We start from the raw sequence: 23,647 nt of genomic DNA, 5'->3' as shown, positions 1-23,647 counted from the left end.
GGCCCGGGGGGGGGGGCCGCGCCCGGGGCGGGGGGGGGGGGGGGGGGGGGGGGGGGGGGGGGGGGGGGGGGGGGGGTGGGGGGGGGTGGGGGGCCCGGGGGGGGGGGGGGGGGGGGGGCCCGGGGGGTGGTCCGCCACGGTGTGCGTCCGTGGCGGACCACCCCGCTGTTCGGGGCGGGTCAGGCCGGTCGGGCCGGGCCGGTCAGGCCGGGCCGGGCTTGGAGCAGTACGGGACGGGGGACTTGTCCACGACGTACCGGGCGGGTACCCAGCCGCGGTCGCCGGCGAGCCGGTACCAGAGGGCGTTGTCGCCGACCTTCTCGCCCTTCGCCTTGCACTGGAGGGCGACCATGGTGCTCGGCTGGAGGCTGCCGAGCGACCTGTGCCCGGTGGAGGGACCGGACCGGATGGTCAGCGGGTGCTTCGAGACCACCTTGCCCTTGCCGCCGTGGTGGTCCTTCGAGCAGTCGCAGGTTCCGGGCTCGCCCTTGGGGCCGGCCGGGCCGGGGGCCCCGGTGGGTCCCGGCGCTCCGGTCGCGCCCGGGGTGCCGGGGGTGCCGTTCTCACCGGCCGGGCCTTGGGGGCCGGGGGCGCCGTCCTGGCCGGGGAGGCCGGGGAGGCCGTCCTTGCCGTTCACACCGGGTGCTCCGGTGTCGCCCTTCTCCCCCGGCACCCCGTCCGCCCCGGGCATGCCGGGCGCGCCGTCGTCTCCCTGGGGGCCCGGCGCGCCGTCGCTGCCGGGCGGACCCACCGGGCCGGGCGGGCCGGGGATTCCCGGCAGGCCGTCCGCGCCGTCCGCGCCGTCCGCGCCGGACGGGCCCCGGGGACCGGGGGCGCCGTCCTGGCCCGGGTTGCCGGGCAGGCCGTCCGTACCGTTCACACCGGGTGCTCCGGTGTCGCCCTTCTCCCCCGGCACCCCGTCCGCCCCGGACGGGCCTCGGGGGCCCGGCGCACCGTCCTGGCCCGGGTTGCCGGGCAGGCCGTCCTTGCCCGGGAGACCCGGCAGGCCGTCCTTGCCCGGGTTGCCGGGCAGGCCCGGAAGCCCGTCCGAGCCGGAGGGCCCCGGCACGCCCTGTGGGCCCTGGTCGCCGGGCACGCCGTCGTCGCCCTTCGGGCCCGGCGCACCGTCCTGGCCCGGAGGGCCCGGCACCGGGGTGGCCACCGCGAAGGACACCGGCGAGGCCGGGTATCCGGAGTCGATGGCCCATGTGCCGTTCTCCAGCGTCACCCCGTTCGGGGCTCCGGCGTCGACCGTCAGCGGCACCGAGAGTCGGGTGCTCACGTTCTCCGGGAAGACGGGTTCGTTACCGACCGGAGCGGTGCAGGTCAGCAGCCGGTTGGCATTCGACAGCGAGCAGGGCATGGAGCCGGCCACGCCGTCGACGTAGTACTGGTTCGCGGAGAACGTCGTCTGGTCGGGTGCCGTCACGCGGAACGCCGAGACGGGAGCGGCGCCCGCTCCGTTCGTTCCGACGATGGTGGCCTGGCCCGATTGGCCCGGCTGGATGAGCGGCACGTACGGCTGGTCGAAGCGCATGGTGGCGGCGTCGGCGAACGCGGGAGCCATCGGGGCGGCCATCGTTCCGGTGACGAACGCGACCACCATCACTGCGTACATCTGCCTTCGGGACATGTCTCCTCTTCTCGCGGCTTCTCGCGGCTTCTCGCGGCTGCCCGCGGCTCCTCGCGCGGGCCCCGTGGGCGGGCGCTCCCGCGAGGTCGGCGGGCGCGGTACGGGGCACCGCCAGGGGTGCCCCGTACCGTCAGGGGTCGGACGGGTCAGCGGGTGGTGCCGGCGCTCCGCGGTCCGTGGCCGTGGTCGTCGTCCCGGCCGGGCTTGCCGCCCTTGTGGGGCTTGCCGCCCTTGCCGGGCTTGTGGGGCTTGCCCTCGGGGTGGTCGCCGTCACAGCCGCCGTGGTCGTGGTCCTTGCAGGGGGCGCAGGAGACGATGGTCACCGTGTTGCTGGTGGCGTCGGCCGGCTGTCCGTTGGGCCCGGTGCCGGTGACCTTGGCGACGTCGCTGATCCTCCCGGCCCTGACGTCGGCCTCGGTGGTCCGGTAGGTCGCGGTGCAGATCGTCGACTGGCCCGGTGCCAGGGTGGTGGCGGGGCAGGTGACCCGCGGGTCGCCGGGGCCGATGTCGGTGACGGTGATCCCGGAGACCGGGACGGTGCCGACGTTGGTGACGGTGAAGGTGTAGTGCAGGAGCTGGCCGGCGGCGGAGAACGCGGTCTCCTCGACGTCCTTCTCCACCTTCAGCTTCGGCTCGGTGCCCACGGCCGGGACGTCCACGACGTTGCTGGTGCCGGTGACCGGGGTGTCGCCCGGGGTGGTGGCGGTGGCCTTGGCGACGTCGCTGACGTGGCCCGCGGTCACGTCGGCCGCGGTGGTGGTGTGGGTGGCGGTGCAGACGGTCGACGTGCCCGGGGCCAGGGTGTCGACGGGGCAGGTCACCTCGGGGTCGGGGCTGCCGGGGCCGTCGTCGGTGACGTCGAGGTCGTTGAGCGTGGTCTGGCCGGTGTTGGTGACGGTGAAGCTGTAGTGGAGCGTCTGTCCGGCGCCGGAGAAGCTCTGCTCCAGGGCGGACTTGACGACCTTCACGGCCGCGTAGGGCACGGTCACCGTGTTGCTGTCGGCGGTGACGGGCACCCCGCCGGGGGTGGTGCCGTTGCCGGTGGCGGTGTTGACGACCTTCCCGGCGGTGACGTCGGCGGCGGTGGTCGTGTGCGTGGCGGTGCAGGTGGTGGAGGCGCCCGGGGCGAGGGTGGTGACGGGGCAGGTGACCTGGGGAGTGCCGGGGCCGTGGTCGGAGACCGTCAGCGAGGAGACGGGCACGGTGCCGGTGTTGGTGACCAGGTAGCCGTAGTGGATCTGCTGCCCGGACGCGGTGAATGCGTCCTCGTCGGCCTTCTTGACGATCGTGATGCCGCGGGAGGCGCCGCTGACGGGGATGTCGACGGTGCACCCGGTCGCGGTGGCGCAGGAGCCACCCTCGGAGGTCGGGGTGACCGTGTTGGTCAGGCCGAAGTCACTGGTGGCCGGGGTGTTGACCTTGACCTGGTAGGTGATGGTGGCGGTGCCGCCGCCGAGCAGGACCCCGGTCCAGTTCAGGTCGTCGCCGGAGATCGTGGCGCTGCCGGAGCTCGCGGTGACCGAACCCGGGACCAGGGTGGCGTCGTCGAAGACGTCGGAGAGGTCGTCGGTGAAGTCGCCGTTGGCCACGACCGTGCCGGTGTTGGTGACGTTGACGGTGTAGGTGATGGTGTCGCCCTCGCCCACCGGCCCCGCGGTGGAGGCCGACTTGGCCACCGTGTAGGCGGGTTGCGGGCATTCGCCGGCGTCCTGGGCTCCGGTGGCGCCGTAGTAGCCGACGCCCGGGGAGGCGATGGTGGTGTACGGCAGGGGGTCCGTGGACGCGGCGGTGGGCAGGCTGGTCAGCTGGTAGATGTCACCGTTCGAGCCGAACCCGAAGGGCAGGTTCCCGGACTGGGCCGCGCCGAAGACCTGCGGCATCGTGCCGATCTGGGTGACGGAGTTGTCCGGGTGGATGCGGAACACGCCCGACGGCGTGCCGGCCGCGGACCCCTCGGCCGTGCCGAAGGCGAGGACGTCGCCGTCGTCCAGGGCGAGGAAGTCGCCCGCGGACACCCAGCCGGCCGGGAAGGAGGCCGTGAAGTTGCTGCTCACCCCCGTCACCGGGTCGATCACGAAGATCTGCCGCGTCGCGAAGGAACCCGCGAGCAGTGTGCCGTCCGCACGTGCCGACAGCGCGTTGATCGCCGCCCCGTCGTCCCCGCCGAGGGTGGCGATCGGGCCGGTGATCGCCACGGTGGCGGTCTCCGCCCCGGTCACCGGGTTGATCGAGTACAGGTTGCTGCCGCCGTTGCCGGGGAAGTTGACGCCGTACAGGGTGGAGCCGTCGGCGCTGAACGCGATGTCGCCGTAGTTCCGCGCGAGCGGGGCCGTCGACAGCTGGTTGCCGGACGTGTCGTACTGGAAGAGCCGCTGCACCGACCCGCCGGCGTTGGCCCACAGGGGGCCGGGCGGGCAGACCGCGCGGGACGCGCCCGGACCCGATTCCGCCGCCTTCGATTGGGGCGCCTTCGTTCCGGTCGCCTGGCGGGGCGCCCCGGTGGGTGCCGCGGCCCCCATCGCCGTCCCCGTGCCCGTCGTCGCGAGCACCAGTGCGACAGCGGCGCTCACCAGCGCCCGCCGCATGCCCGACCCTCGGTCCTGAGCCATCTACTACTCCGGTTCCTGATGAGTGGATCGCCGACATCCCGCCGGTCGCCCGTACTCTCCGGGGGCGGCCGTACGGGTCGGGAAGATTTATACAGAAATCTGGAAAATCCCACCCTCGACACGCCTGTAAAAGCATTCGATCGGCCAACAACGGAGCATCGACCGAGGAAAACCGGTTTCGCACCGAAACGAAGCCGTCCACCGAGGGCCGGAGAGAATGACGGAAGAAATCGGAGGGGAGGAATAGGCGCGGGGACGAAATACGAAAGAGGCGGCCGTCACCTCTGCGCGAAATGGATATCCCGCCCCCGGGCGACAGGCCCCCGGACCCGGACCGCAGGGGCCCGATCGGGTGAACACGGGCGCGTACCGGCCCGTAGCCACGCCACCCGCCGCGACGCTCGTGCGCGCACACCACAGGACACACGCACACCCGCGCACCCGCACACCCGCGCACCGGGTCGGGTGAGGTCAGGTCAGGTCAGGTCGACATGGAACAGCTCATCTCGCGCTCCGACGGCGACATCGAGAGCTTCCTCGCACGCGCGGGATTCTCCCGGGCCCGCCTGGAGTCCCGGGAGGCGTCGGACTCGGGCGCGGCGACGCGCATCTCGCGCGTCAGCTCCGGGGTCCTGGTCCTCGACGAGGCCCGGTACGCGTGCTCGTTCTCGTTCGACTTCGACACGATGGACGGCGTGCTGGCCGCGTTGATCCACTCCGGAACGGTGACGTACCGGAATGGATCCGGGAAGGAGACCTACTGCGGGGGCGACATCGCCTTCCTGCCCCCCGGCTCGGGGCCCTGCACGGGCACGGTCAGGAGGATGGAGTCGACGGGGATCGTCCTGGACCCCGTGCTGCTGCGCGACACCGCTCCGGCCGGCGCCGCCGAGGCCGAAAGGGGGGTGCGCTTCACCGCGCACCGGCCGCGTTCACCCGCCGCGGCGCAGCTCGTCCGGGCGGCGCTGCTCTACCTGCGGGACGGGGTGCTCGCCAATCCCCTGGCCCGACAGTCGCCGTTGATGGTCACGTCGGCGAGCCAGGTCCTCGCCCACGCCCTGCTGACGGCGTTCCCCAACGACGTCCTGGAGGCGGAGCCGGCCCTGACCGACACCCGGGACGGCAACCGCGGGACGTGGGAGCGGGCGGTGCGGTTCATCGAGGAGAACGCCCACCGGGGGGTGGGGCTCGGCGACATCGCCCGGGCCGCGCGGGTCACCCCGCGGGCGCTCCAGTACGCGTTCTCCCGTCACGGGGACTGTTCGCCGTACGGGTACCTGCGCCGCGTGCGTCTGGCACGCGCCCACGCCGACCTCAAGGCCGCGGAACCCGGCGGGGGCGAGTCGGTCAAAGGGATCGCCGCCCGGTGGGGGTTCTCGAACCCGGGCCGGTTCGCCGCCGCGTACCGGGCCGCGTACGGGGTCGATCCGGCGACGACCCTGCGGTTCTGGTGACGCCCCCTCGGGTCAGCGGGTGGTGTGTCCGCCGTTGAGGAAGAGGGCCTGGCCGTTGGCCCATCCGCCGTCGGTGAGCATGTGGTGCCCCCACGCCCGCGGACATACAGAGGAAGCGGCATTCACCACCCTGGAAACACTCTGAACACGGTCACGCCTTTGAAAGATCGAGTGGAACAGGACATCGGAATCCGGATTTCCACATTCTCGATCCTCTGTGGATCGGTCTCACGGGACCGCCTCCGGCCGGAAAACGAACAAGTGCCGCGAACTCCTCCTTCGCTCGCGGTACAGATGGCCCGGAGCGAATCCGCGCCATGGCGTTTCGTCCCGTTCCACGCGTTCCGGGAACTCGCTGCGGAGCGGCGCCCGTCGTCCGCCGGACGCTCGTCCGACAGGGGGACCTTCGCGATGTGTCCCTCCACGAGCCGACGGTTCCCCCGTCCGGAGCACCGCGTGGACGCGGCGGGCGGCGGCAGCGCGCCGTTCGCGTGCCGGTCCCTTCGTTTTCCGTCCAGGTGTCCACGACATCGGGGCCGTGACCGCGTCGGCCGTCGGTGACGCTCCGGTCCCTCGGTCAGAATCTGCCTGCGGCGTCCCGAGGGCGAGTCCCCCGAGGCCGAGTCCCCGACACCCGGTGCGCCGTCCAGGACCGAAACGGAGGCATGGTTGAGAAGGGTGTGCTTCGAGAGCCGGAGCCTTGGGGCCGCGGAGGAGTTCCTGTCGGCCCACTACGCCCCCGTGCGGGTCTGCGGAGACGTCGAGGATCCCGCGACCGTCATCGTCCGACGGGTCTCCCCCCAGATCAGCGTGGACACCCTCGACTTCCGGTACGGCTTCTCGTTCGACGCGGAACCCCTCGACCACCTCTGCCTGCTGAGCGTCCATCGGGGAACGGTCACGGTCCTGCGGGAATCCGGTGTGGCGGACACCTGCGGGCCGGGCAACGTCATGATCCCCGGTCTGCCCGGGCAGCCCTACCGGGGCCGCGCCGCGCAGTCCGGTCACACCGCCGTCCTCCTCCACCCCTCCGTCCTCCACCGGGTGGCGGGGACCGAGGAGGGCTCCCCCTGCCCCGTGAGCGGATTCCGCGCGGTCTCCCGCGCCGCCGAGGACCGCCTCTCCATGGCCGTCTCCTACCTGGGTTCCGTGGCGGAGTCGCCGGGGTCGCAGGCCTGGGACAGCGCGCTGGTGATGCGGACCGCCGCGGAGCACCTCGCGGCGATCGTCCTGGACTCCTTCCCCCGTCGCGCGGGCGAGGAGGAACTCTCGATCACGGAGACGAGGTCCGCGCACGCGGGGACGTGGCAGCGGGCGGTGCGGTTCATCGAGGAGAACGCCGACCGGGCGATCGGCATCGCGGACATCGCGCGGGCGGCCAAGGTCACCCCGCGGGCCGTCCAGTACGCCTTCGCCCGGCACGCCGGGACGACGCCGCTGGCCTATCTGCGCACGGCGCGGCTGGCCTGCGCCCACGCGGACCTCGTCTCGGCGGAGCCGGGCCCGGTGACGGTGGCGCAGGTCGCCGCGCGGTGGGGGTTCTCGCACCCGGGCCGCTTCTCGGCGCTCTACCGGCAGGCCTACGACGTCCCGCCGTCCGTCACCCTCAATCGCCGCTGATCCGCGCTCCGTTGCGGGGCGGGCCCGGCCGGGTCGGGAGGGGCGGTCCCGCGGCGACGGATCCCCCACAGGAGCGCCGCGGCGACCAGTGCGGCGAGGGCCGGCAGCCACGGCAGGGGACCCGGTGTCATGCCGCCGGCGGCCATCCCGGTGAGCGCGCCGGTCAGTTGCAGGGCGAGGGACTGGACGGACAGGGCGGTGGCGCGGGCCGAGGCGGGGACGCGACGGTGCAGGAGGTCGTTCTCGTTGGGGCCCGCCGTACCGAGACCGAGGTACACCAGTCCGTAGCCGACGGCCGCGAGGACCGACGGGGCAGGGCCCGTCAGGTCGGTGCCCGCTCCCACGGCGAGCAGGAGCAGGCCGCCCGCGCCGGTGCCGAGGCCCAGCAGCACCGCGCGCTCGCCGCCGCCCGCGAGACGGGCGGCGCGGGGCGCGAGTTGGCTTCCGACGGCCGAGCAGACGAAGCCGGCGCAGGCGAGTGCGGCGAAGAGCATCGCCCCCGATTCCGGTGCGCCCGTGAGCGCCGCGGCCCGGCCGGGTGTCAGCAGCTCGATCGTGGCCAGCGCGCTGCCGGCGGCCGCCGCGCCGAGCAGCACGCGGCGGACGAGGGCGTCGCGTCCGCCGAGGCGCAGTCCTTCGGCGACGGTGGCGGGGATGCCTCGCAGTACGGAGGGCGGTGTGTCGGCCGGGCGGGGCGGCCGGGGCGGCTCGGGCAGGGCGGTGAGGACGTAGAGCACGAAGGCGATCTCGATCACGGCGGCCGCCAGGGGCGGGACGGCCAGCGGGATCACCGGGCCCCACGTCACCGGGCCCGGGCCGGCGCCGAGTCCGGGGGTCCGGGCGAGCAGCCAGGGGAGGGCGCCGCCGAGGAGGGTTCCGACGGCGAGGGCGGCGGAGGCGGCGGCGCCGCCGCGGGCGAGCCCGGTGCGCAGGTCGGTCTCGGGGCCGGAGTGCGCCTGGACGGTGTCGACGTACCAGGCCTCGGTGGGCCCGCTGGACAGGGCGCGCGCGGCGCCCATGAGGGCCATGCCGAGGGTGAGGACCCAGGGTGCGGTGCCGAGGCCCTGGAGGGTGAAGGCGGCCAGGTTCAGCAGTCCGGCCGCGGCCAGGACGGGGCGACGGCCGACCACGTCGGAGAGGCCGCCGGTGGGCAGTTCCAGGGCGGCGGCGGTGAGGGAGTGGGCGACGAAGAAGCCGGCGATGGCGGGGAGGGGGATGCCGCGTTCGGTGAAGAGGAGGACGAGGGGGGTGACGGCCAGGCCCAGGGGGAGCCAGTAGAGGGCGCAGGCCGTCGCGTAGCGGCGTCGTGCGGTGAGGGGATCCGGCGGCCTGGTCACGGCGCCGCCCCGGTGTCCGTCGGCGACGGGTCGGGGGCGTACGGGACCGGCTGGTCGGGGTGGACGTCGGGCTGCTCGCCGGCCTGGGCGCCGGGCCGCGCGTCGGCCCGGGCGTCGGCCTGCGCGTCGGCCTGCGCGGCCAGCCGCTCGTCGGGGTCGTGGGGGGCGAGCGGCAGCCCGGCGGCGACGAACACCACCCGCGCGGCGCGGGGATCGCCCTCGTCCCGTCGGGTCAGTTCCTCCAGCTTCCGCTCGATCGTGTCCCAGAGTTCGGTGAGCGACTCGGGGGTGAGGCGGGGCATCAGGTCGCTGATCCCGGCCGGTTCCCGCCAGCTCGGGTCCAGCCGCCCGGCGGCGGTGTCCGCCTCGTGCCGCAGCAGCGACGCGCGCAGGTGCTCGACCTGGGCCTCGCGGGTGAAGTTGACGAAGGCCCGGACCCGGCTGTCGGGGGAGGCCTCCATCGCGCTGTTGCTCCAGGAGGTCGTGGCGTGCACCGCCCGCCAGCGGCGCTCCCGTCCGTCGCGGTGCTCGGCCTCGGCGACGAACGCGTACCTGGCCAGGACCCGCAGGTGGTAGCTGGTGGAGGCGGAGGACTCCGCGGTCCTGGCGGCGAGTTCGCTCGCGGTCGCCGGGCCGTCCTCGCGCAGGAGTCCGAGGAGCCTGATGCGCAGGGGATGCGTGAGGGCCTTCAGGGCCGCGGCATCGCGCTCGGGGTCAAGGACCCGTGTGTGTTCTTCTCCGGCCATGGAGGGAGGTTAGGGCGCCCGGGAAGGTTTCCAAAACTCTTTTTGCAGAGTTTTCTTTGGCAAGTCCGACGGCGGGATTCGGCCGATGCCGTCCACGGGGAGGCGCCCGGTCCCGGCGCGCGCTACCCTCCCCGCCATGATTGACATGGACACGCCCTTCAGGGGCGCGGGCCGCGCACGTACCCGCACCTCACCGGCGCGAAGAGCCGGCCTGCGACTCCTGCTCTGCCTCCTCCTGTTGACCCTCCTCGGCGCACCGGGCGCCGCCGCGGCCACGCCCCCCGCCCCCTCCCCCGCCGCCCCGCCGACGGCCGAGACCACCGCCCGCTGGGGTGATCGCCGCCTCGACGAGGTCTCCTTCCTCACCACCCACAACTCCTTCACCAACTACGAGGACTCCCGCTGGAGTTCGGTCAACCAGTCCGAGTCGGTGCGCGCCCAGCTCGAAGGCGGCGTCCGCGGCCTGAGCCTGGACACGCACTGGTACGAGCGCAGCACCTGGCTGTGCGTCATCAGCTTCGGCAGCGACTGCTACCCGAGCGACGTGTACCTGTGCCACGGCGACTGCAAGACCTTCGCCGGGGCGACGTACGCGCTGCCGCGGCAGTCCTTCCACGGCACCCTGCAGACCGTGGTGGACTTCCTGACCGCGCATCCGCAGGAGGTGGTGACCGTCTTCCTGGAGGACTACGTCGACGCCGAGCAACTCCGGCGGTCCCTGGACAAGGTCCGCGGGCTCGACGGGCTGCTGTTCCGGCCGGACCAGTGGGACGTCCGGCAGCGGGGCTGGCCGAAGGTGGCCGACCTCGTCACCACCGGCGAACGCCTGCTCGTCTTCTCGGACCGGTCCGACCGCGAACACCTGGGCGTCATGTACGACAGGTCCTGGACGGTGAGCAATTACTGGAGCCTCGGCGACCTGGGCAACGACCTCGCGTGCGTCACCCGCTGGCCCGACGTGCCTCTGGACCGGCAGGAGCCCGGATTCCGGAGGCTGTTCACGATGAGCCACCACCGCAACGTACCCACCGTGCTCACCGCCGCCCTCGACAACGGCGCCAAGCTGCGCGACCGCGTCGCGGGGCAGTGCCGGACGGCGAGCGGCGGGCGCGACCCGAACTTCGTCTCCGTCGACTTCCACCGCCTGTCCGACGGCAGCGGCCACACCCCCGCCTCCATCGTCGGGGAACTCAACTCCCGCCCGTGAGGCACCCCGCCGCCGCCCGGGCCGTCGTTGCGTTGAGACGCAGGCCCATTGCGCCGATTTCCGGGCGCTGAGCTGCGGTGGAGCCGCCGCGGCGCCCCGGGTTCGTTGCCGATCCATGAAACGATACGTACCGTCTCTCCTCAACGAAGCGATGGGTACGGAGCCCGGGCACGCCGCCCGGGCTCCGTCCGGTGGTGAGGAGCCGCAACACCATGCGAAAGACCGTCAACTCCACGTACGTCTCCCTCGACGGCGACACCGAGCGGATCGACCAGTGGTCCTTCGAGTACTGGAGCGATGACCTGGAGCGCTACGCGCACCGACTGCTGTTCGCCGCCGACGCGCTGCTGATGGGCCGCGAGACGTACGTGAACTTCGCCGCCGCGTGGTCGGAGCGCGCCGGGGCGGACGCGTTCTCGGACCGCATGAACGAGATCGCCAAGTACGTGGTCTCCGACACCCTGGAGGGCGGCGACTGGGGCGACACCACGATCATCCCCCGGGACCGCGCCGCCGAGGAGATCGCCCGGCTCAAGGAGCGGCCGGGCGGGGACATCCTCCTGTACGGCTTCGGCCCCGTCGCCGAGAACCTGCTGACGCACGGCCTCCTCGACGAGGTCCACTTCTGGGTGCACCCGGTCATCGCGGGCACCGGGGCCGGTGGCGGCGCCGGCACCGCGGGCGCGCAGGGCTCACTGCGGCGCCTGCGGCACACCGGCACCACGCCGATGGACACCGGCGTCGTGGTCCTCACCTACGAGCCCGCGGCCCCCACCGCCCCGGCGTAGCCGGCCGGGGCCGCGCGCGGGGAGCGACCGAGCCCCGGGCGCGCGGCCCCGTACGTCCTCCGGCCGATCGTCCACACGCAGGACAGCCGACGCGGCCACCGGGTGGTGTCCTGGAGGGAGCCCGATCCGATCCTCCGAAGGAGGCACCATGAACACCGCCACCACGGACACCACCGGCGCGACGGTCCGGGACTCCGGCCTGCTCGCCCTGACCGCGCTTCCCGGCTGGCGAACGCCGGCCGACATCATGCTGCGAGGCGGCGCCTGCGGCCAACTGTGCGCCCACGGCTGCCTCACTCCGTCCACCACTCACGCGCCCGTGCGACACCCCGCCCCGTAGCCGGGCGCGGGAGGTACGGCGCCGTCCGGGCAGAGGTCGAGGAGTTCGTGCATGCGGGCGGCGGGGAGGGAGGGATTGGCGGCCGCGCCCTCGGCGGTACGGGGGCGGGTGAGAAGGGTGTCCAGGGCTTCCGGCGTCAGGTTCGGATGGGCGGCGGCGGCCCTGGACACCGACGCGTCCGGGTCCTCCACCGGGGGCCGGGACAGCGCCGGATCGGCCGCGGCCAGCGCGCGCACCTCGGGGTCCGGGTGATCGAGGAGGTGGACGCGTCCGGTACGGGGGAACGCGGGCAGTGTCAGCAGGTGCGGGCGGTGCGCCGGGCGGGTGACGAACACGTCCAGCAGGAGGTGGGGCGGGGCCAGGGGGTGGTGGCAGGCGAGGCGGATCCGTACCTCCTCGTCCTCGTCGTGCGCGAGCGCGTCGACGAGTTCCGCGGGCAGGCCGGGCCAGGCCGCCGCCACCCGGCGCAGGACCGGCTCCTTCGACACCGCGCAGGCGGCGAACCACGCGGGCGACGGTGCGGTGGACCGTTCCGGGTCCGGGTTTCGCTCCGGGTCCCGCTCCGGGTCTGTTTGCGGTTCCGGCTCCGTGATCGGGCAGGTGCAGTCCGGACCGTGCCCGATGATCCGCTCGATCGCCCCGTACTCCGCCCAGGTGCGGGGGAAGGGGTGCAGACCCGGACGCGTCCGCACGGACGCGTCCGGGTCCTCCTCCAGCCTCGCCACCAGCTCCGGTGCCAGGTCGGGCCGGGCGGCGACCCGCGCGCGGACCCCGGCCTCGGGATGGCGGGCGAGCCGGGCCAGCGCGTCGGCCGGCGTGTGCCGGTTCCAGGTCAGCGGGTACACCTCGTCGGCGGCGAGGCACTGCTCGACGACGGCGGGTGACAGGGGGTACGCGCCGAGCGCGTGCGACCTGCCGTGCGCGCCGAAGGTGGGCAGCTTGGCCTCCACCCCTGCCGGGTCCAGCTCCCACACGCTCTCCCGGGCCGCTTCGCGTACGGCGGGGTCGGGGTCGTCGAGCAGGGCCTCGCGCTGTGCGGGAGTGAGCGACCGCCAGTTCCAGGTGGCGCGGACGCGGAGCCGGGGGTGCTCGTGGTCGGCCATGGAGCGGTGGAAGGAGGCGGGGATCTGGCGGGAGAAGTCGAGTTCCTGGGCGATCTCGTGCTCGGTGAGCATGCGGTCCTCGCCCCCGTCCCGGGCGGTCAGGAGGGTGACGAGGATGTCGTCCGGCAGGGGTCGGACCCGTCGGGGGCGGGGGCGGGGGCCGCCGGCGAGCCGCGCGCGGACGATCCCGGACGGGTCGCTCGCCAGGGGCGCGAGCCGCGAGGGGTCGACGTACCGGTTGCCGGCGAGGGCGCGGCGGACGGCTCGCGCGGGATGGCGGAGGGCGAGGTCGACGACGTCGTCCGGAAGGTCGCGTCCCTCGCACATCAACAGTGCGGCCGGGCCGGCCTCGGGGCCCAGCAGGCGCACCAACACGTCGGAGGGCGCTGCCGGGTTGAGGGCGATGCCGCGCAGCCACGCCGCGTACGGGGATTCGTGCATCGGATCATCGTGCCGGCTCCCGCCGCCCGGACCGGGCCCCGCGGAGGGGCCCGATGGCCGGACGGGCGCCCCGCGCCTACGCGGTGGGCAGGAGATCGGCGACGAGGGCGGCGAACTCCTCCGGGTCGAGGACGCGGATGCCCAGTTCCTCGGCCTTGGCGCGCTTGGAGCCGGCCTTCTCGCCCGCCACCACCAGGGTGGTGCGCTTGGACACCGACGAGGACGCCTTTCCGCCGGCGCGCTCGATCAGCTCGTTCATCTCGTTGCGGGACAGGACCGCGAGGGGGCCGGTCATGGAGCCGGTCACCACGACGGCCTGCCCGGCCAGCGGGCCGCCCGCCGGGGCCTGTCCGCCGTCCGCGCCCTCCGTGCCGTCCGCCCCCTCCGCTTCGGTGGCGGCCGGGGCGGGCTTCCGCGGCTCGGTGACCTGGATGCCGACGCGCTGGGCCTGGAGCCTGTCGAGGAGCGGGGCGAGTTCGAGGAGTTCGGCCTCGATGACGCGGGCCTTCTCGGAGCCGATGCCGTCGACCCCGGCCAGGGTGTCCGCGTCGGCGGCCCGGATCGCGGCCATCGAGCCGAAGTGGGCGGCGATCCGGCGGGACATCGTACGCCCGGTGCCGCGGACGCCGAGGGCGCAGAACACGCGGCTCAGCGCGGCCCCGCGGGCGGTCTCGATGGCGGCGAGGAGGTTGGCGGCGCTGGTCTCGCCCATCCTTTCCAGGCCGAGGAGCTGTTCGCGGGTCAGGGTGAACAGGTCGGCGACGTCCTTGACCAGGCCGGCCTCCACGAGCTGGATCGCGCGCGTGCCGCCGAGGCCCTCGATGTCGAGCTGGTCGCGGCCGGCCGCGTAGATCACCGAGGCCACCGCCTGGCAGCTCCGGCCGCGCACGCACCGCCACCGCTGCTCGCTGGTGTCGATCGCGTCGCCGCAGCGGGGGCACGCCTCGGGGAAGAGGATCGGGCTCTCGGCGCCGGTGCGCTGGTCGACCAGCGGTGCCTCGACCCGGGGGATCACGTCGCCGGCGCGGTACACGAACACCTGGTCGCCGATCATGAGCCCGCGGCGGGTGATGTCGGACGGGTTGTGGAGCGTGGCGTACGTGACCGTCACGCCGTCGATGACCACGGGCTCCAGGACGGCGCGGGGGGCGATGATCCCGGTCCGGCCGACGTTCCACTCCACCGCCAGCAGGCGCGTCACCTTGTGTTCGGCGGCCAGTTTCCTTGCGACGGCCCATCTCGGGGCGCGCGAGCCGTTGCCGGCCTGCCGCTGGTCCTCGGCCGTGTCGGCCTTGACGACGACCCCGTCGATCCCGAACGGCAGGTCCCCGCGCAGGCCGGCGATCACGTCGATGCGTTCCTGTACCTGCTCCACGGTCTCGCACCTCATCGGCGCGGCGGCCGTGGTGGTGGCCGTGTTCGCGCCGAGCGCGGCCAGCCTCTCCAGCAGGGCGACGTGGCCGAGGTCGTCGTCGAGGCCGATCGCGCTGTAGGCGAAGAGGGTCAACTCGATCCGGTAGGGGCGGTCCTTGGCCCGCAGGGTGCCGGCCGCTCCGCTGCGCGGGTGCGCGAAGGGCGTGGCCTCGTGGGCGAGCCGGATCCGGTTGGCCTCCTCGAACTGCGCGGTCGTCAGCAGCACCTCGCCGCGCAGCTCGACGTCGATCGGCTCGGTGAGGACGGACGGCAGACCGAGGACGGCGTCGGCGGCGTGGGTGATGTCCTCGCCGGCCAGGCCGTCGCCGCGGGTGAGGAGCTGGACGAGGCGACCGGCCCGGTAGCGGGCGGCCACCGCGAGGCCGTCGAGCTTCGGCTCGACGCACCAGCCGGCCACGGGGTGCCCGAGGCGGCGTTCCAGTCCGGCGGCCCATTCGGCGAGCTCGTCGGCGTCGAAGACGTTGTCGAGGGAGAGCATCGGCACCGAGTGCGGTACGTCGCCCTGCACGGCCCCGCCGGCCACCTTCCCGGTCGGCGACTCGGCGAGCACCTCGTCCGGGTGGGTCTCCTCGTAGGCCGCGATGGCGCGCAGCAGCCCGTCGTACTCGTCGTCGCCGAGCGGGGTGGTTCCGTCGCCGTAGTACGCGGCCGACGCCGCGACGGCGGTGGTCACGGCCTCGACGTAGGCGGCGGGAGTGAGGAGGGCACTGTTTTCGGTCATGAAGGTCATCATGCGGCCCGGCACTGACAACGTCCCCGCCCGACCCGGCCGGTCGCGTGGGCGCATGCTGTGACCTGCGAAGACGCCGCCCGTTCCGGCATGTGGCGCGATGCCTGCCGGAGCCCGCGCGGGGGGTATCGTCGTCCGGTCACGGACGGCGATCGGCCGTCCGTCCAACCCTGGGGAGCCGACATGACCGATCTGAACGCGCTGCGGGCGAGCCTCGCGTCGGGTGAGCACGCGTTCGCCGACACCTTGGCCTTCGTCGCCGCGCACTACGAGTACCGGCCGCAGGCGTTCCGCAACGGCGAGCTGGAGAACGCCGCGGGCACGAACGAGGGTTCCTGCAAGACGCTGGGTCTGGCCCTGCTGGAGGGGTTGAGCGACGAGGAGGCGCTGCTGGCGTTCGGCGAGTACTACCGCGGTGTGTTGGCGACGCCGAACGACACCGACCACGGCAACATCCGCAACCTCATGGCCCACGGCCTGGCGGGCGTGACCTTCGCGGGGCAGCCGCTGACCCCCAAGGGCTGAACGGCGGCGCCGACGGCGGAAGGTGTGGCGACCGGTCGACCGCCGGCGGAGACCCGGGAAGCGGCACTGCCGGGAATCGGACCCGGTGCCGGCCGAGTCCGTCCTGCCGAGCGTGGTCGCCGCGGGAATCCCGGCCGCGCGGTCGAGCGGTCGGATGCCCCGTCTCGACGGCTCGCGGTTCGAGCTGCGGCTTTCCGCAGCGGGACGGAGCGCCGGAGGGCCCGGGAAGGCTTGCCGACCCGGTGACTACGTGTCACCGTTCGCCTTGGATCGGCAGTTGATCATCGGCGGGTGCGGGCGTACCCCTCGGGTACTACGGCCCGGTGCCCCCGGTGGAGTGCGTGACCGGATGATGCCGAAGCGGGGTGGGCGGGAGGAAAGCCCTAGATCCGCGACTTCCTCATCGAGTGCCAGGCCGCCCCGCTCAGGGCCCGGGCCGACCGGAACAGCGAGAGATGCTCGTGCCGGCGGTAGAGGTTCCAGTTGTACGGGATCAGCGACAGCTTGTTCGACGAGAGCGAGCCGGGCCGCTGCGCCCGGTACACGGCCAGCGGTTCCCGCAGCGCCCGCGCCACGGTCCCGTCCCGCATGATCGACAGCCAGAGCGCGTAGTCCTGCCGCTTGGGCATGTCCGGCATCAGCCTCGTCCCGACCACCCGGCGGTCGTACATGGCGGTCAGGGCGCCGATGTGGTCCTGGACCAGCATCGCGCGGTAGTCCACGCGCTCCGGTGCCCACACCACGCGCCCGTTGGGCACGAAGTCGGCGGCCTCGCCCTCGTACAGGGCGTCCATCTTGTAGTACGAGGTGAACGTGAGGGGCGTCCCGGCCGTCGCTGCGAAGGCGAGTTGCTTCTCCAGCTTCGTCGGCAGCCACATGTCGTCGCTGTCCAGGAAGGCGACGTAGTCACCCCGGGCCCGCTCGATGGCCAGGTTGCGGGCGCGCGCGGCGCCGCCCTGCCGGGCCGCCGCCTCCGGCAGGACCCGCTCGTCCCGGCGGGCCAACTCCCTCAGCAGATCCATCGAACCGTCCGAGGAACCGTCGTCCGTGATCAGCAGTTCGACGTCGGTGTGGGTCTGCGCGAGCACCGACCGTACGGCGGGCCCGAGCGTGGCCGCCGCGTTGTACACCGGCATCACCACGGAAACGAGGGGCACAGCGGTGCTCCTTTCCCGACTCCGGTCGGAGTCGTCGTGAAAGTCGTCGTCGGCGGCCCAGGCTACGCGGGACGCCGCACACCGCACGCGCCGCCCGCTCGGGGCACCTTCGGGCGGGGCGGCGCCTACGACGCGGGGACCTTCTTGAGCACCATGATCGCCGGCTCGTCCGGCTCCCGGAACTCGACCTGGCCCCGCCAGAGGGTGTAGAGCTGGATCGCGCCGATGTTCCCGAGCCCACCGTCGTCGACCGTCAGGAAGACGAAGTCATCGGACGCGGTGTTGTCCGTGAACTCCCACCTCCCGCTGAAGTCGGTGGGCCCGGAGCCCCGGTACGGCGTGACGTCCGTGGCGGAGAACCTTCCGTCGGAGCCGAGCCGGACCTCCCCGCCGGTCTTCTCGTCGCGGTACACGCCCGGCAGCTCGCCCGGGTCGATCGCGAACGCCGCGCACCCCGAGGTGAGCACGGCGGAGGCGACCAGTACGGCGCCGAGCCAACGCCCGCGCGCCCTCCCCCGCCTGAACCCCGTACGCATCCTCACAGACCCCACCCCACACCAGACGCCCGAACCGATGATCACACCCTATTTGAACGCGCTCAAAAATCACACTCGGGGGTGGGACTGTCTCCGTCCGGACGGCGGCGAGGGTTCGCCTCAGGCCCGCGCGGCGAGGTAGCGGTCGGCCGGGGCGCCGTGGAGGTGGCCCGGGGGGAGCCGTCGGCCGTAGGCGACGAGGAGGAGGTCCTGCGCGGCTCCGGACAGGGGCGTTCCGGTGCCGAAGGACCAGTCGAGGTCGTCGGCGCGCAGGGCGATGCCGGCCAGGTCGGCGCCGAAGAACCTGACGGTCCGGGCGTCGACCCCCTCCAGGAGGACGCGCAGGCGGTCCTCGGGGACGCGGCGGTCCAGGCCCAGGGCGACGGTGATGTCCAGGCCGTGGATCACGTCGTGGCCCAGGGCCGCCGCGATCCCGCCGACCGGGGGCTTCCAGGGGTGGTCCGCGTGGTCGGCCAGGAACGCGGCGAGCTCGCGCGGCGCATGGCCGGCCGCGTCCCTGCGGGCGCACCGGTCGGTCATCCGGTGGAGACTGCCGCGCGCCGCGATCAGCTCCCGCGCGATCCTGGAGCGCGTGTACCGGAAGCCGAGGGACATGTGGGCCGCGACCTCCTTCACCCGCCATCCTCCGCACAGGGTCGGCGCGTTCCACTGCTCGCTCGACAGGCCGTCCAGCACGGCCGCCAACTCCCGGCGCTCGGCCGCGATAGCCGCCCTGATCGCCATCCTGGTCGCCGCCTTGGTCCCCGCCTTCGTCCCCGCCTTGGTCGCCGCCGTCGGCCTGCGGTGCGTCGTGTTCTCCATGGCCCCAGGCTCTCGACAGACCGGCCATAAGTCCAAGAGTTTGCACGTCTCGCCGCTAGCATTCCCCGTTATGGACATTCGGCAGCTGCGGTACTTCGTCACCGTCGCGGAGGAAGCCAACTTCACCCGCGCCGCCGCCCGGCTGCGCCTGGCGCAGCCCGGCGTGAGCGCCCAGGTCCGTCAGCTCGAAAGGGAACTCGGGCACCCGCTGCTCGACCGCTCCGGCGGATCCGTGACCCTGACGGAGGTCGGCGAGGCCGTCCTGCCGTACGCGCGGGCCGCGATCACCGCCGTCGAGGCCGTACGCCAGACCGCGGACGAGTTCACCGGACTGCTGCGCGGGCACGTCACCCTCGGCCTCGTCTCGGGCGCGGCCGAGGCGGCCCACCGGTTCGACCTGGCGGCCGTCCTGGCCGGCTTCCACCGGGACCACCCCCGGGTGGAGATCACCCTGTCCGAGGACAACTCGGAACGGATGCTCACGGCGCTGCGCCGAGGGGACCTCGACCTCGCCCTGATCGGCCTCGCGGACGAGGAACCCCCGCCCGGGATCGCCGTGCGGGTCCTCGTCGACGAACCCCTGGTCGCGGCCGTCGCCGCGGACGACACCACGCTCGCGCCCGCGGAGCGCACGAGCATCGCGTTGGCCGAGCTCCGGGAGCACCCGCTGATCAGCCTGCCGCGCGGCACGGGCATCCGCGGGGTCCTCGACCGCGCGTGCGCCGCGGCGGGGTTCCAGCCCCGCATCGCCTTCGAGGCGGCCGCCCCGCGGTTCCTGGCCCAACTCGCCGCCCGGGGCCTGGGCGTGGCGGTCGTACCGGCCCTCCCCGCGGGCGCGGCGTCGGCCTTCGGCCTGCGGACGCTGGCCATCACCGAGCCGGGGCTCCGCGGCCGGGTCGCCCTGGCCTGGCGCGCCGACGGCCCGATGAGCCCCGCGGCCACCCTCCTGCTGGACCTGCTGCGCACCACCCTCACCCCGCCGGGGAACGGCTGACGGGGCTCCGGCCCCTCAGAGGATCCGGCGGACCCGCTGGTCGGTCAGTTCGTACCGGGCCGCGACCACGTCCAGGGTGCCCGCCGCGATCCTCGGCGCGAGGTCGGGCTCGGCGGCCAGGCGGTCCCGGACCAGCCGTACGTTCGCGGTGACGGCGGCGTCCACGCGGGCCGCGCCGCTCAGGGTGTGGTCGATCGCCGGACGGATCTGGTCGGCCAGGTACTGCATGTGCCCGGGCAGCCGTTCGCCGGCCTGCGCCGAGTGCACGGCGGCGTTGACGGCTCCGCACGACTGGTGGCCGAGGACGACGACGAGCGGGATGGCCAGCTCCAGGACCCCGAACGTGATGCTCGCCAGGATCGCCTCGTCCAGCACCGAGCCCGCCGAACGGACCGTCAGGAGGTCCCCCAGGCCCTGGTCGAAGACCAACTCCGGCGGGACCCTGGAGTCCACGCAGCCCAACACCACCGCGAAGGGGTGCTGGCCGGACACCAGGGTCCGCCGCACCGTCCGCGTCCGGTCCGGATGGGATTCGTGGTACGTCCGCCAGCGCGCGTTCCCCGCCCCCAGCGCCCGCAGCGCCGACTGGGGACTGTCGGGCCTCCTGGCCCCCGCCCCGGCCGCCCCGGTGGTGAGCGAGGGCGCGGCGGGACCCGAGACGGCTCCCGCGGCAACCGCCGCCGCACCCGCCAGCCCCGTCCGAACCAACCGGCGCCGCCCGACCGGGACCGAACCCGCAGCACGAGGTGTCATACGGCGACAAGGTAGGCGCATCGCGGCCGGCCCGCGGGTACGCCCCGTCAGGAGGGCCCCGACCTTGAGGAAATCTTGGACAAACAGGATGTACGGGTACACGCGCCCGCGCCCGGCGCTCCCCCACGCGGGGGAGGGTGATCGTTCGCCCGGACGACGTTCCGTCGCCGGGGTTCGACGACCGTGGAGTGGTGACCACCGACTACGCAGCACCGAACGACGCAGTACGTCCCGCCCCTCCCCGGGCGCCCCGTCCCCATCGGGGCCGGTGGCTCGGGTTCGCCGCCGCGGCATGGGGGATCCTGTTCGCGCTGCCCAGCTTCGTCTGGGCGTCGGGCGGCACCTTCGGCGTGCGGTCCACGGTGGCGCCGGCGCTGGTGGAGCTCGCGCACGACCGGGTGACGTGGTTCCTGGCCGTCCTGTGGCTGACCGGGCTCCTGAAGCTCCTCGGCGCGCTGATCGGCATCGGCCTGACGCGCCGTCGCGGCACGTGGGCCGGTCGGTTCCTGGTGTTCTGCGGCGGGGGCGCGGCCGTGCTGCTCGTCTGGCACGGGTGCCAGTTCGTGTTCCACGGGGTGCTGGTCGAGGCGGGGGCGCGCGCGGTGGCACCCGATCTGGCCGGGTTGACCCGCTGGTACCTCTACCTGTGGGGGCCGTGGTTCGTCGCCGGTGGCCTGGCCTTCGCCGCCGCCACCGTGCACTACGTCCGCCGGCACGACGGCCGCCGCGAGGTGAGGCGCTACGGCTGGGCGGGGGCCCTGGGCGCGCTGATCCTGTCGTCGGCCTCGGTCGTCACCGGCATCGGGTGAGGTGACGACCGCCCGGACGGGCCGGCAAGGCCACGTCACATCACGTCACGTCACGTCACGTCACGTCAGGCCACGCCACACCATATGACTTCATCGGCCCGGGGGCTCGGTCGATCCCGGTTGGGTGGTCGGGATGCGGTGGGTGAAGAACATCGCCAGCAGGGCCGTGAGGGCGAGGATGGCCAGGGCGGCCCGCAGGCCGTCGAGTCGCGCCGCGGCGTTCGCGTCCAGCGCGGCGCGGGTCACCTCGTCGCTCGTGCCGGCTTCGTCGAGGGCCACCTCCAGCTGCGCGTCCGACAGGAACGGCGCCCCGCTCTGGAGGTTCGTGGTCGCCTGGCTCTTGACGCTGTCCGGGACCGCCGGATTCTGCTCGATGCCGGCCAGGAAGGAGCCGGCCAGCGCGGCGATCATGATGGATCCGGCGAGTGCCGTACCGATCGAGGCGCCGAGGTTGGTGACGGCGTTCTGGACGCCGCCGACCTCCCCGCTCTTCTCCTCCGGTACGGCGGACACGGTGACCGCCCCGAGCTGCGAAGCCAACGCTCCCATACCGAGACCGATCAGCAGCAGCGGGACGGTGACGACCTCCGCGCCGGCGCCGACATCCAGGGCCGCCATGAGCGCCACCGCCCCCGCGAGCAGGGCGAGCACCCCGAGCCGCACCACCCGTCGCGGCGAGACGTCCGGAAGGAGGCGGGGGATCAGGACGGCGGCCGCCAGCAGGGTCACGGACAGCGGCAGGAGGCGGGCGCCGGTCTGGAGCGCGGACAGGCCGAGGGCGACCGACAGGTAGAGCGGGACGACGAAGAACACGCCCATCTGCACCAGGTACTGGAAGAAGAACATGGTCAGCCCGCCGGTGAGCTGCCGGTTGCGCAGCAGCTCCGGGTCGACGAGCGGCTCCCGGCGCCGCTGCGCGAGGTACGCCTCCCAGCGCAGGAAGAACCAGATCAGCAGCAGGCCGGCCAGCACCAGCCAGACGACCATCGAGATCCCGAGCCACGAGGGCGCGTCGGGCTTCGGCCGGAACCAGCCCCACTGGTCGGAGCGGAGGACGCCGTAGACGAAGAGCCCGAGTCCGAGTGCGGAGAGCACGACGCCGACGAGGTCGACGGGGCTGCGTTCGGCGACCGGGGCGTCGGCGACGCGGCGGGCGAGCAGGAGGATGGCGAGCACCACCAGCACCTCCCCGGCGAAGACCCACCGCCAGGAGAAGTACGTCGTCGCGACGCCGCCGACGAGCGGCCCCACCGCGATGGCCACGGCTCCGGCCGCCGCGACGAGTCCGTAGGCGGCGGGTCGGCGTTCGGCGGGGAAGTTGCCGGCCACCAGCGCCACGATCGCGGGCAGGATGAGCGCGGCCCCGATGCCTTCGAGGAGGGCCCAGCCGAGCAGCAGCACCGGGAGGTTCGGTGCGAGCGCCGTGGTGAGGGAGCCCGCGCCGTAGACGCAACAGCCGAGCAGGAAGGCGCGTTTGCGGCCGATCAGCGCCCCGACCTTGCCGCCGGGGATCATGAACATCGCCATCACGAGCGTGTAGGCGGTGATCGCGCCCTGGATGCCGGAGACGGTGGTCCCCACGTCCTCGGCGACGGTCGCGATCGAGACGTTCATGACCGAGCTGTCGAGCGCCATCAGGAACTGACCGGCCGAGAGCGTCAGCAGGACGACCCGCGCCGCCGGCGCGCTCTCTACGGAGCCTGCCCGTGATGCCATGGGCGGGATCGTGCCGGCAAACCCGCCCGGCGCGTCCGCACCCCACCGCACACCTCATCCGATCGGCGCACGGCACCCCACCCCGCGGAACGCCACCCGTGCGGGGTCTGGCGTACCGCTGAACCACACAGCACCGAGGCCGAGTTGGGTCCTAGACTCCCCTCCCGACATCAAGGGGAGGTCGCTTCCGTGCCCGAGAAGACCGAGAAGGTCGAGAAGGTCGAGAAGGTCGAGAAGGTCGAGAAGGTCGAGAAGATCCAGAAGGTCACGCGGGAGAAGGTCCTCGCCTACGTCGTCCGCGACGGCCGGCTCCTGGTGTTCCGGCACGTCGACCACTCCTACGAGGAGGTCGGCATCCAGGTCCCCGCGGGCGGGATACGCCCCGGTGAGACCCCGGAGGCCGCCGTGCTGCGCGAGGCGCGCGAGGAGACCGGCCTGCCGGGCTTCGGGATCGTGCGCAAGCTCGGCGAGAGCGAGTACGACATCAGCCCGTACCGCTTCGAGGTCCAGCACCGGCACGTGTACCACCTGGAGCTCACCGGGCCCGCCCCCGAGCGGTGGGCGAGCCGGGAGGAACACGACGGCGAGCGGGAACCGACCCGCTTCGAATGCTTCTGGATCCCGCTGGAGGCGGCGCACGTCCTCCAGTCCGGCCAGGGAGCCCTGTTGGGGCGCCTCTACGACGCCGTCCGCCGGCCGGAGTGACCCACCGGCCGCGAACTCCGGGACGCCGAAGGGGAGCGGCCCCTTCGGCGCCCCGGGGTGGATCACGCGTCGTCGCGGTCGATCCGGGTGACGCCCGCGGTGGTGGTCTGACCGACCTCGACCGCGACCTCGACGCCCTCGGGGAGGTAGATGTCGACGCGGGAGCCGAAGCGGATCAGGCCGATGCG

Annotated in this window: 21 protein-coding genes; 9 read left to right on the top strand and 12 right to left on the bottom strand. The window is 73.6% G+C overall.

Features of this window, described 5'->3' with window-relative positions; all coding sequences use genetic code 11:
- Nucleotides 1–202 precede the first annotated feature (202 nt).
- Both ACZ6ZI_RS39810 and ACZ6ZI_RS39805 read right to left on the bottom strand, forming a co-directional pair.
- Nucleotides 203–1,633: a hypothetical protein gene (locus tag ACZ6ZI_RS39810; RefSeq protein WP_469529901.1), complete on the bottom strand. Its 1,431-nt coding sequence runs from the start codon at nucleotides 1,631–1,633 to the stop codon at nucleotides 203–205.
- Nucleotides 1,634–1,779: 146 nt separating this feature from the next.
- Nucleotides 1,780–4,242: a DUF7507 domain-containing protein gene (locus tag ACZ6ZI_RS39805; protein WP_469529900.1), complete on the bottom strand. Its 2,463-nt coding sequence runs from the start codon at nucleotides 4,240–4,242 to the stop codon at nucleotides 1,780–1,782.
- A gap of 491 nt (nucleotides 4,243–4,733) precedes the next feature.
- Between ACZ6ZI_RS39805 and ACZ6ZI_RS39800 the strand changes: the two genes are divergently transcribed.
- Nucleotides 4,734–5,696: a helix-turn-helix transcriptional regulator gene (locus ACZ6ZI_RS39800; protein WP_469529899.1), complete on the top strand. Its 963-nt coding sequence runs from the start codon at nucleotides 4,734–4,736 to the stop codon at nucleotides 5,694–5,696.
- A 678-nt stretch (nucleotides 5,697–6,374) separates the two neighbouring features.
- Nucleotides 6,375–7,316, top strand: coding sequence for a helix-turn-helix transcriptional regulator (locus ACZ6ZI_RS39795; RefSeq protein WP_469529897.1), 942 nt, complete (start codon nucleotides 6,375–6,377; stop codon nucleotides 7,314–7,316).
- Here ACZ6ZI_RS39795 and ACZ6ZI_RS39790 read toward each other — a convergent pair.
- Together ACZ6ZI_RS39790 and ACZ6ZI_RS39785 are read right to left on the bottom strand one after the other, a co-directional pair.
- The gene (locus ACZ6ZI_RS39790; protein WP_469529896.1) at nucleotides 7,277–8,653 is read right to left on the bottom strand and encodes an MFS transporter; all 1,377 of its coding nucleotides are present in this window, start codon (nucleotides 8,651–8,653) and stop codon (nucleotides 7,277–7,279) included. The two genes, ACZ6ZI_RS39795 and ACZ6ZI_RS39790, sit on opposite strands and share 40 nt — an antisense overlap.
- Nucleotides 8,650–9,399, bottom strand: coding sequence for an ArsR/SmtB family transcription factor (locus tag ACZ6ZI_RS39785; RefSeq protein WP_469529894.1), 750 nt, complete (start codon nucleotides 9,397–9,399; stop codon nucleotides 8,650–8,652). Before ACZ6ZI_RS39785 ends, ACZ6ZI_RS39790 begins: the two co-directional genes overlap by 4 nt.
- 136 nt (nucleotides 9,400–9,535) lie before the next feature.
- Between ACZ6ZI_RS39785 and ACZ6ZI_RS39780 the strand changes: the two genes are divergently transcribed.
- The 3 genes from ACZ6ZI_RS39780 (at nucleotide 9,536) to ACZ6ZI_RS39770 (ending at nucleotide 11,734) form a co-directional block, all read left to right on the top strand.
- On the top strand, nucleotides 9,536–10,606 hold the full coding sequence (locus ACZ6ZI_RS39780; protein WP_469529892.1) for a PI-PLC domain-containing protein: 1,071 nt from the start codon (nucleotides 9,536–9,538) through the stop codon (nucleotides 10,604–10,606).
- 212 nt (nucleotides 10,607–10,818) lie between these two features.
- Nucleotides 10,819–11,394 (top strand): dihydrofolate reductase family protein, encoded by a 576-nt coding sequence (locus ACZ6ZI_RS39775; RefSeq protein ID WP_469529890.1) that lies wholly within the window; start codon nucleotides 10,819–10,821, stop codon nucleotides 11,392–11,394.
- Between the two features lie 148 nt (nucleotides 11,395–11,542).
- Nucleotides 11,543–11,734 carry a hypothetical protein gene (locus ACZ6ZI_RS39770; RefSeq protein ID WP_469529888.1) on the top strand — a complete coding sequence of 64 codons (192 nt, stop codon included), beginning with the start codon at nucleotides 11,543–11,545 and terminating at the stop codon, nucleotides 11,732–11,734.
- Here ACZ6ZI_RS39770 and ACZ6ZI_RS39765 read toward each other — a convergent pair.
- Nucleotides 11,704–13,278, bottom strand: a complete 1,575-nt coding sequence (locus ACZ6ZI_RS39765) for a hypothetical protein (RefSeq protein ID WP_469529885.1) — start codon at nucleotides 13,276–13,278, stop codon at nucleotides 11,704–11,706. The genes ACZ6ZI_RS39770 and ACZ6ZI_RS39765 overlap by 31 nt on opposite strands.
- A 76-nt stretch (nucleotides 13,279–13,354) precedes the next feature.
- Nucleotides 13,355–15,442, bottom strand: a complete 2,088-nt coding sequence (gene ligA, locus ACZ6ZI_RS39760; protein WP_469529907.1) for an NAD-dependent DNA ligase LigA — start codon at nucleotides 15,440–15,442, stop codon at nucleotides 13,355–13,357.
- A gap of 183 nt (nucleotides 15,443–15,625) precedes the next feature.
- Here ligA and ACZ6ZI_RS39755 point away from each other — a divergent pair, with 183 nt between their 5' ends.
- The gene (locus tag ACZ6ZI_RS39755; RefSeq protein ID WP_469529883.1) at nucleotides 15,626–15,967 is read left to right on the top strand and encodes a HopJ type III effector protein; all 342 of its coding nucleotides are present in this window, start codon (nucleotides 15,626–15,628) and stop codon (nucleotides 15,965–15,967) included.
- A 383-nt stretch (nucleotides 15,968–16,350) separates the two neighbouring features.
- Here ACZ6ZI_RS39755 and ACZ6ZI_RS39750 read toward each other — a convergent pair whose 3' ends face one another.
- The 3 genes from ACZ6ZI_RS39750 to ACZ6ZI_RS39740 all read right to left on the bottom strand — a co-directional run bounded on the left by ACZ6ZI_RS39750 (nucleotide 16,351) and on the right by ACZ6ZI_RS39740 (nucleotide 18,404).
- Nucleotides 16,351–17,124: a glycosyltransferase family 2 protein gene (locus ACZ6ZI_RS39750; RefSeq protein WP_469529881.1), complete on the bottom strand. Its 774-nt coding sequence runs from the start codon at nucleotides 17,122–17,124 to the stop codon at nucleotides 16,351–16,353.
- A gap of 125 nt (nucleotides 17,125–17,249) precedes the next feature.
- Complete coding sequence (locus ACZ6ZI_RS39745) at nucleotides 17,250–17,666, bottom strand: hypothetical protein (RefSeq protein WP_469529878.1); 417 nt, start codon at nucleotides 17,664–17,666, stop codon at nucleotides 17,250–17,252.
- Between the two features lie 114 nt (nucleotides 17,667–17,780).
- Entirely contained in the window at nucleotides 17,781–18,404 is a 624-nt protein-coding gene (locus tag ACZ6ZI_RS39740; protein ID WP_469529905.1) for a maleylpyruvate isomerase family mycothiol-dependent enzyme, read from the bottom strand.
- Between the two features lie 148 nt (nucleotides 18,405–18,552).
- Between ACZ6ZI_RS39740 and ACZ6ZI_RS39735 the strand changes: the two genes are divergently transcribed.
- A complete protein-coding gene (locus ACZ6ZI_RS39735) occupies nucleotides 18,553–19,476 on the top strand; it encodes a LysR family transcriptional regulator (RefSeq protein WP_469529876.1) in 924 nt (307 codons plus the stop codon).
- A gap of 15 nt (nucleotides 19,477–19,491) precedes the next feature.
- On the opposite strand, the gene ACZ6ZI_RS39730 is transcribed toward ACZ6ZI_RS39735, so the two are convergent.
- The gene (locus ACZ6ZI_RS39730; protein WP_469529874.1) at nucleotides 19,492–20,229 is read right to left on the bottom strand and encodes a carbonic anhydrase; all 738 of its coding nucleotides are present in this window, start codon (nucleotides 20,227–20,229) and stop codon (nucleotides 19,492–19,494) included.
- A gap of 191 nt (nucleotides 20,230–20,420) precedes the next feature.
- Between ACZ6ZI_RS39730 and ACZ6ZI_RS39725 the strand changes: the two genes are divergently transcribed.
- Complete coding sequence (locus ACZ6ZI_RS39725) at nucleotides 20,421–21,038, top strand: DUF3995 domain-containing protein (RefSeq protein WP_469529872.1); 618 nt, start codon at nucleotides 20,421–20,423, stop codon at nucleotides 21,036–21,038.
- Nucleotides 21,039–21,128: 90 nt separating this feature from the next.
- On the opposite strand, the gene ACZ6ZI_RS39720 is transcribed toward ACZ6ZI_RS39725, so the two are convergent.
- On the bottom strand, nucleotides 21,129–22,754 hold the full coding sequence (locus ACZ6ZI_RS39720) for an MFS transporter (protein WP_469529869.1): 1,626 nt from the start codon (nucleotides 22,752–22,754) through the stop codon (nucleotides 21,129–21,131).
- Nucleotides 22,755–22,943: 189 nt separating this feature from the next.
- Between ACZ6ZI_RS39720 and ACZ6ZI_RS39715 the strand changes: the two genes are divergently transcribed.
- Nucleotides 22,944–23,459, top strand: coding sequence for an NUDIX hydrolase (locus tag ACZ6ZI_RS39715; protein ID WP_469529867.1), 516 nt, complete (start codon nucleotides 22,944–22,946; stop codon nucleotides 23,457–23,459).
- Nucleotides 23,460–23,521: 62 nt separating this feature from the next.
- Here ACZ6ZI_RS39715 and ACZ6ZI_RS39710 read toward each other — a convergent pair.
- The coding region (locus ACZ6ZI_RS39710) for a phosphatidylserine decarboxylase (protein WP_469529903.1) at nucleotides 23,522–23,647 on the bottom strand (126 nt) is incomplete at its 5' end.

The sequence above is a fragment of the Streptomyces sp. NPDC103540 genome (assembly GCF_055584445.1).
This window is presented reverse-complemented; position numbering and strand designations above follow the sequence as displayed.

Coding starts and splice junctions, on each gene's coding strand:
- ACZ6ZI_RS39770 (WP_469529888.1), top strand. CDS start 11,543: ATGAACACCGCCACCACGGACACCACCGGCGCGACGGTCCGGGACTCC.
- ACZ6ZI_RS39735 (WP_469529876.1), top strand. CDS start 18,553: ATGGACATTCGGCAGCTGCGGTACTTCGTCACCGTCGCGGAGGAAGCC.
- ACZ6ZI_RS39810 (WP_469529901.1), bottom strand. CDS start 1,633: ATGTCCCGAAGGCAGATGTACGCAGTGATGGTGGTCGCGTTCGTCACC.
- ACZ6ZI_RS39800 (WP_469529899.1), top strand. CDS start 4,734: ATGGAACAGCTCATCTCGCGCTCCGACGGCGACATCGAGAGCTTCCTC.
- ACZ6ZI_RS39775 (WP_469529890.1), top strand. CDS start 10,819: ATGCGAAAGACCGTCAACTCCACGTACGTCTCCCTCGACGGCGACACC.
- ACZ6ZI_RS39720 (WP_469529869.1), bottom strand. CDS start 22,754: ATGGCATCACGGGCAGGCTCCGTAGAGAGCGCGCCGGCGGCGCGGGTC.
- ligA (WP_469529907.1), bottom strand. CDS start 15,442: ATGACCTTCATGACCGAAAACAGTGCCCTCCTCACTCCCGCCGCCTAC.
- ACZ6ZI_RS39755 (WP_469529883.1), top strand. CDS start 15,626: ATGACCGATCTGAACGCGCTGCGGGCGAGCCTCGCGTCGGGTGAGCAC.
- ACZ6ZI_RS39805 (WP_469529900.1), bottom strand. CDS start 4,242: ATGGCTCAGGACCGAGGGTCGGGCATGCGGCGGGCGCTGGTGAGCGCC.
- ACZ6ZI_RS39730 (WP_469529874.1), bottom strand. CDS start 20,229: ATGACACCTCGTGCTGCGGGTTCGGTCCCGGTCGGGCGGCGCCGGTTG.
- ACZ6ZI_RS39740 (WP_469529905.1), bottom strand. CDS start 18,404: ATGGCGATCAGGGCGGCTATCGCGGCCGAGCGCCGGGAGTTGGCGGCC.
- ACZ6ZI_RS39765 (WP_469529885.1), bottom strand. CDS start 13,278: ATGCACGAATCCCCGTACGCGGCGTGGCTGCGCGGCATCGCCCTCAAC.
- ACZ6ZI_RS39780 (WP_469529892.1), top strand. CDS start 9,536: ATGATTGACATGGACACGCCCTTCAGGGGCGCGGGCCGCGCACGTACC.
- ACZ6ZI_RS39785 (WP_469529894.1), bottom strand. CDS start 9,399: ATGGCCGGAGAAGAACACACACGGGTCCTTGACCCCGAGCGCGATGCC.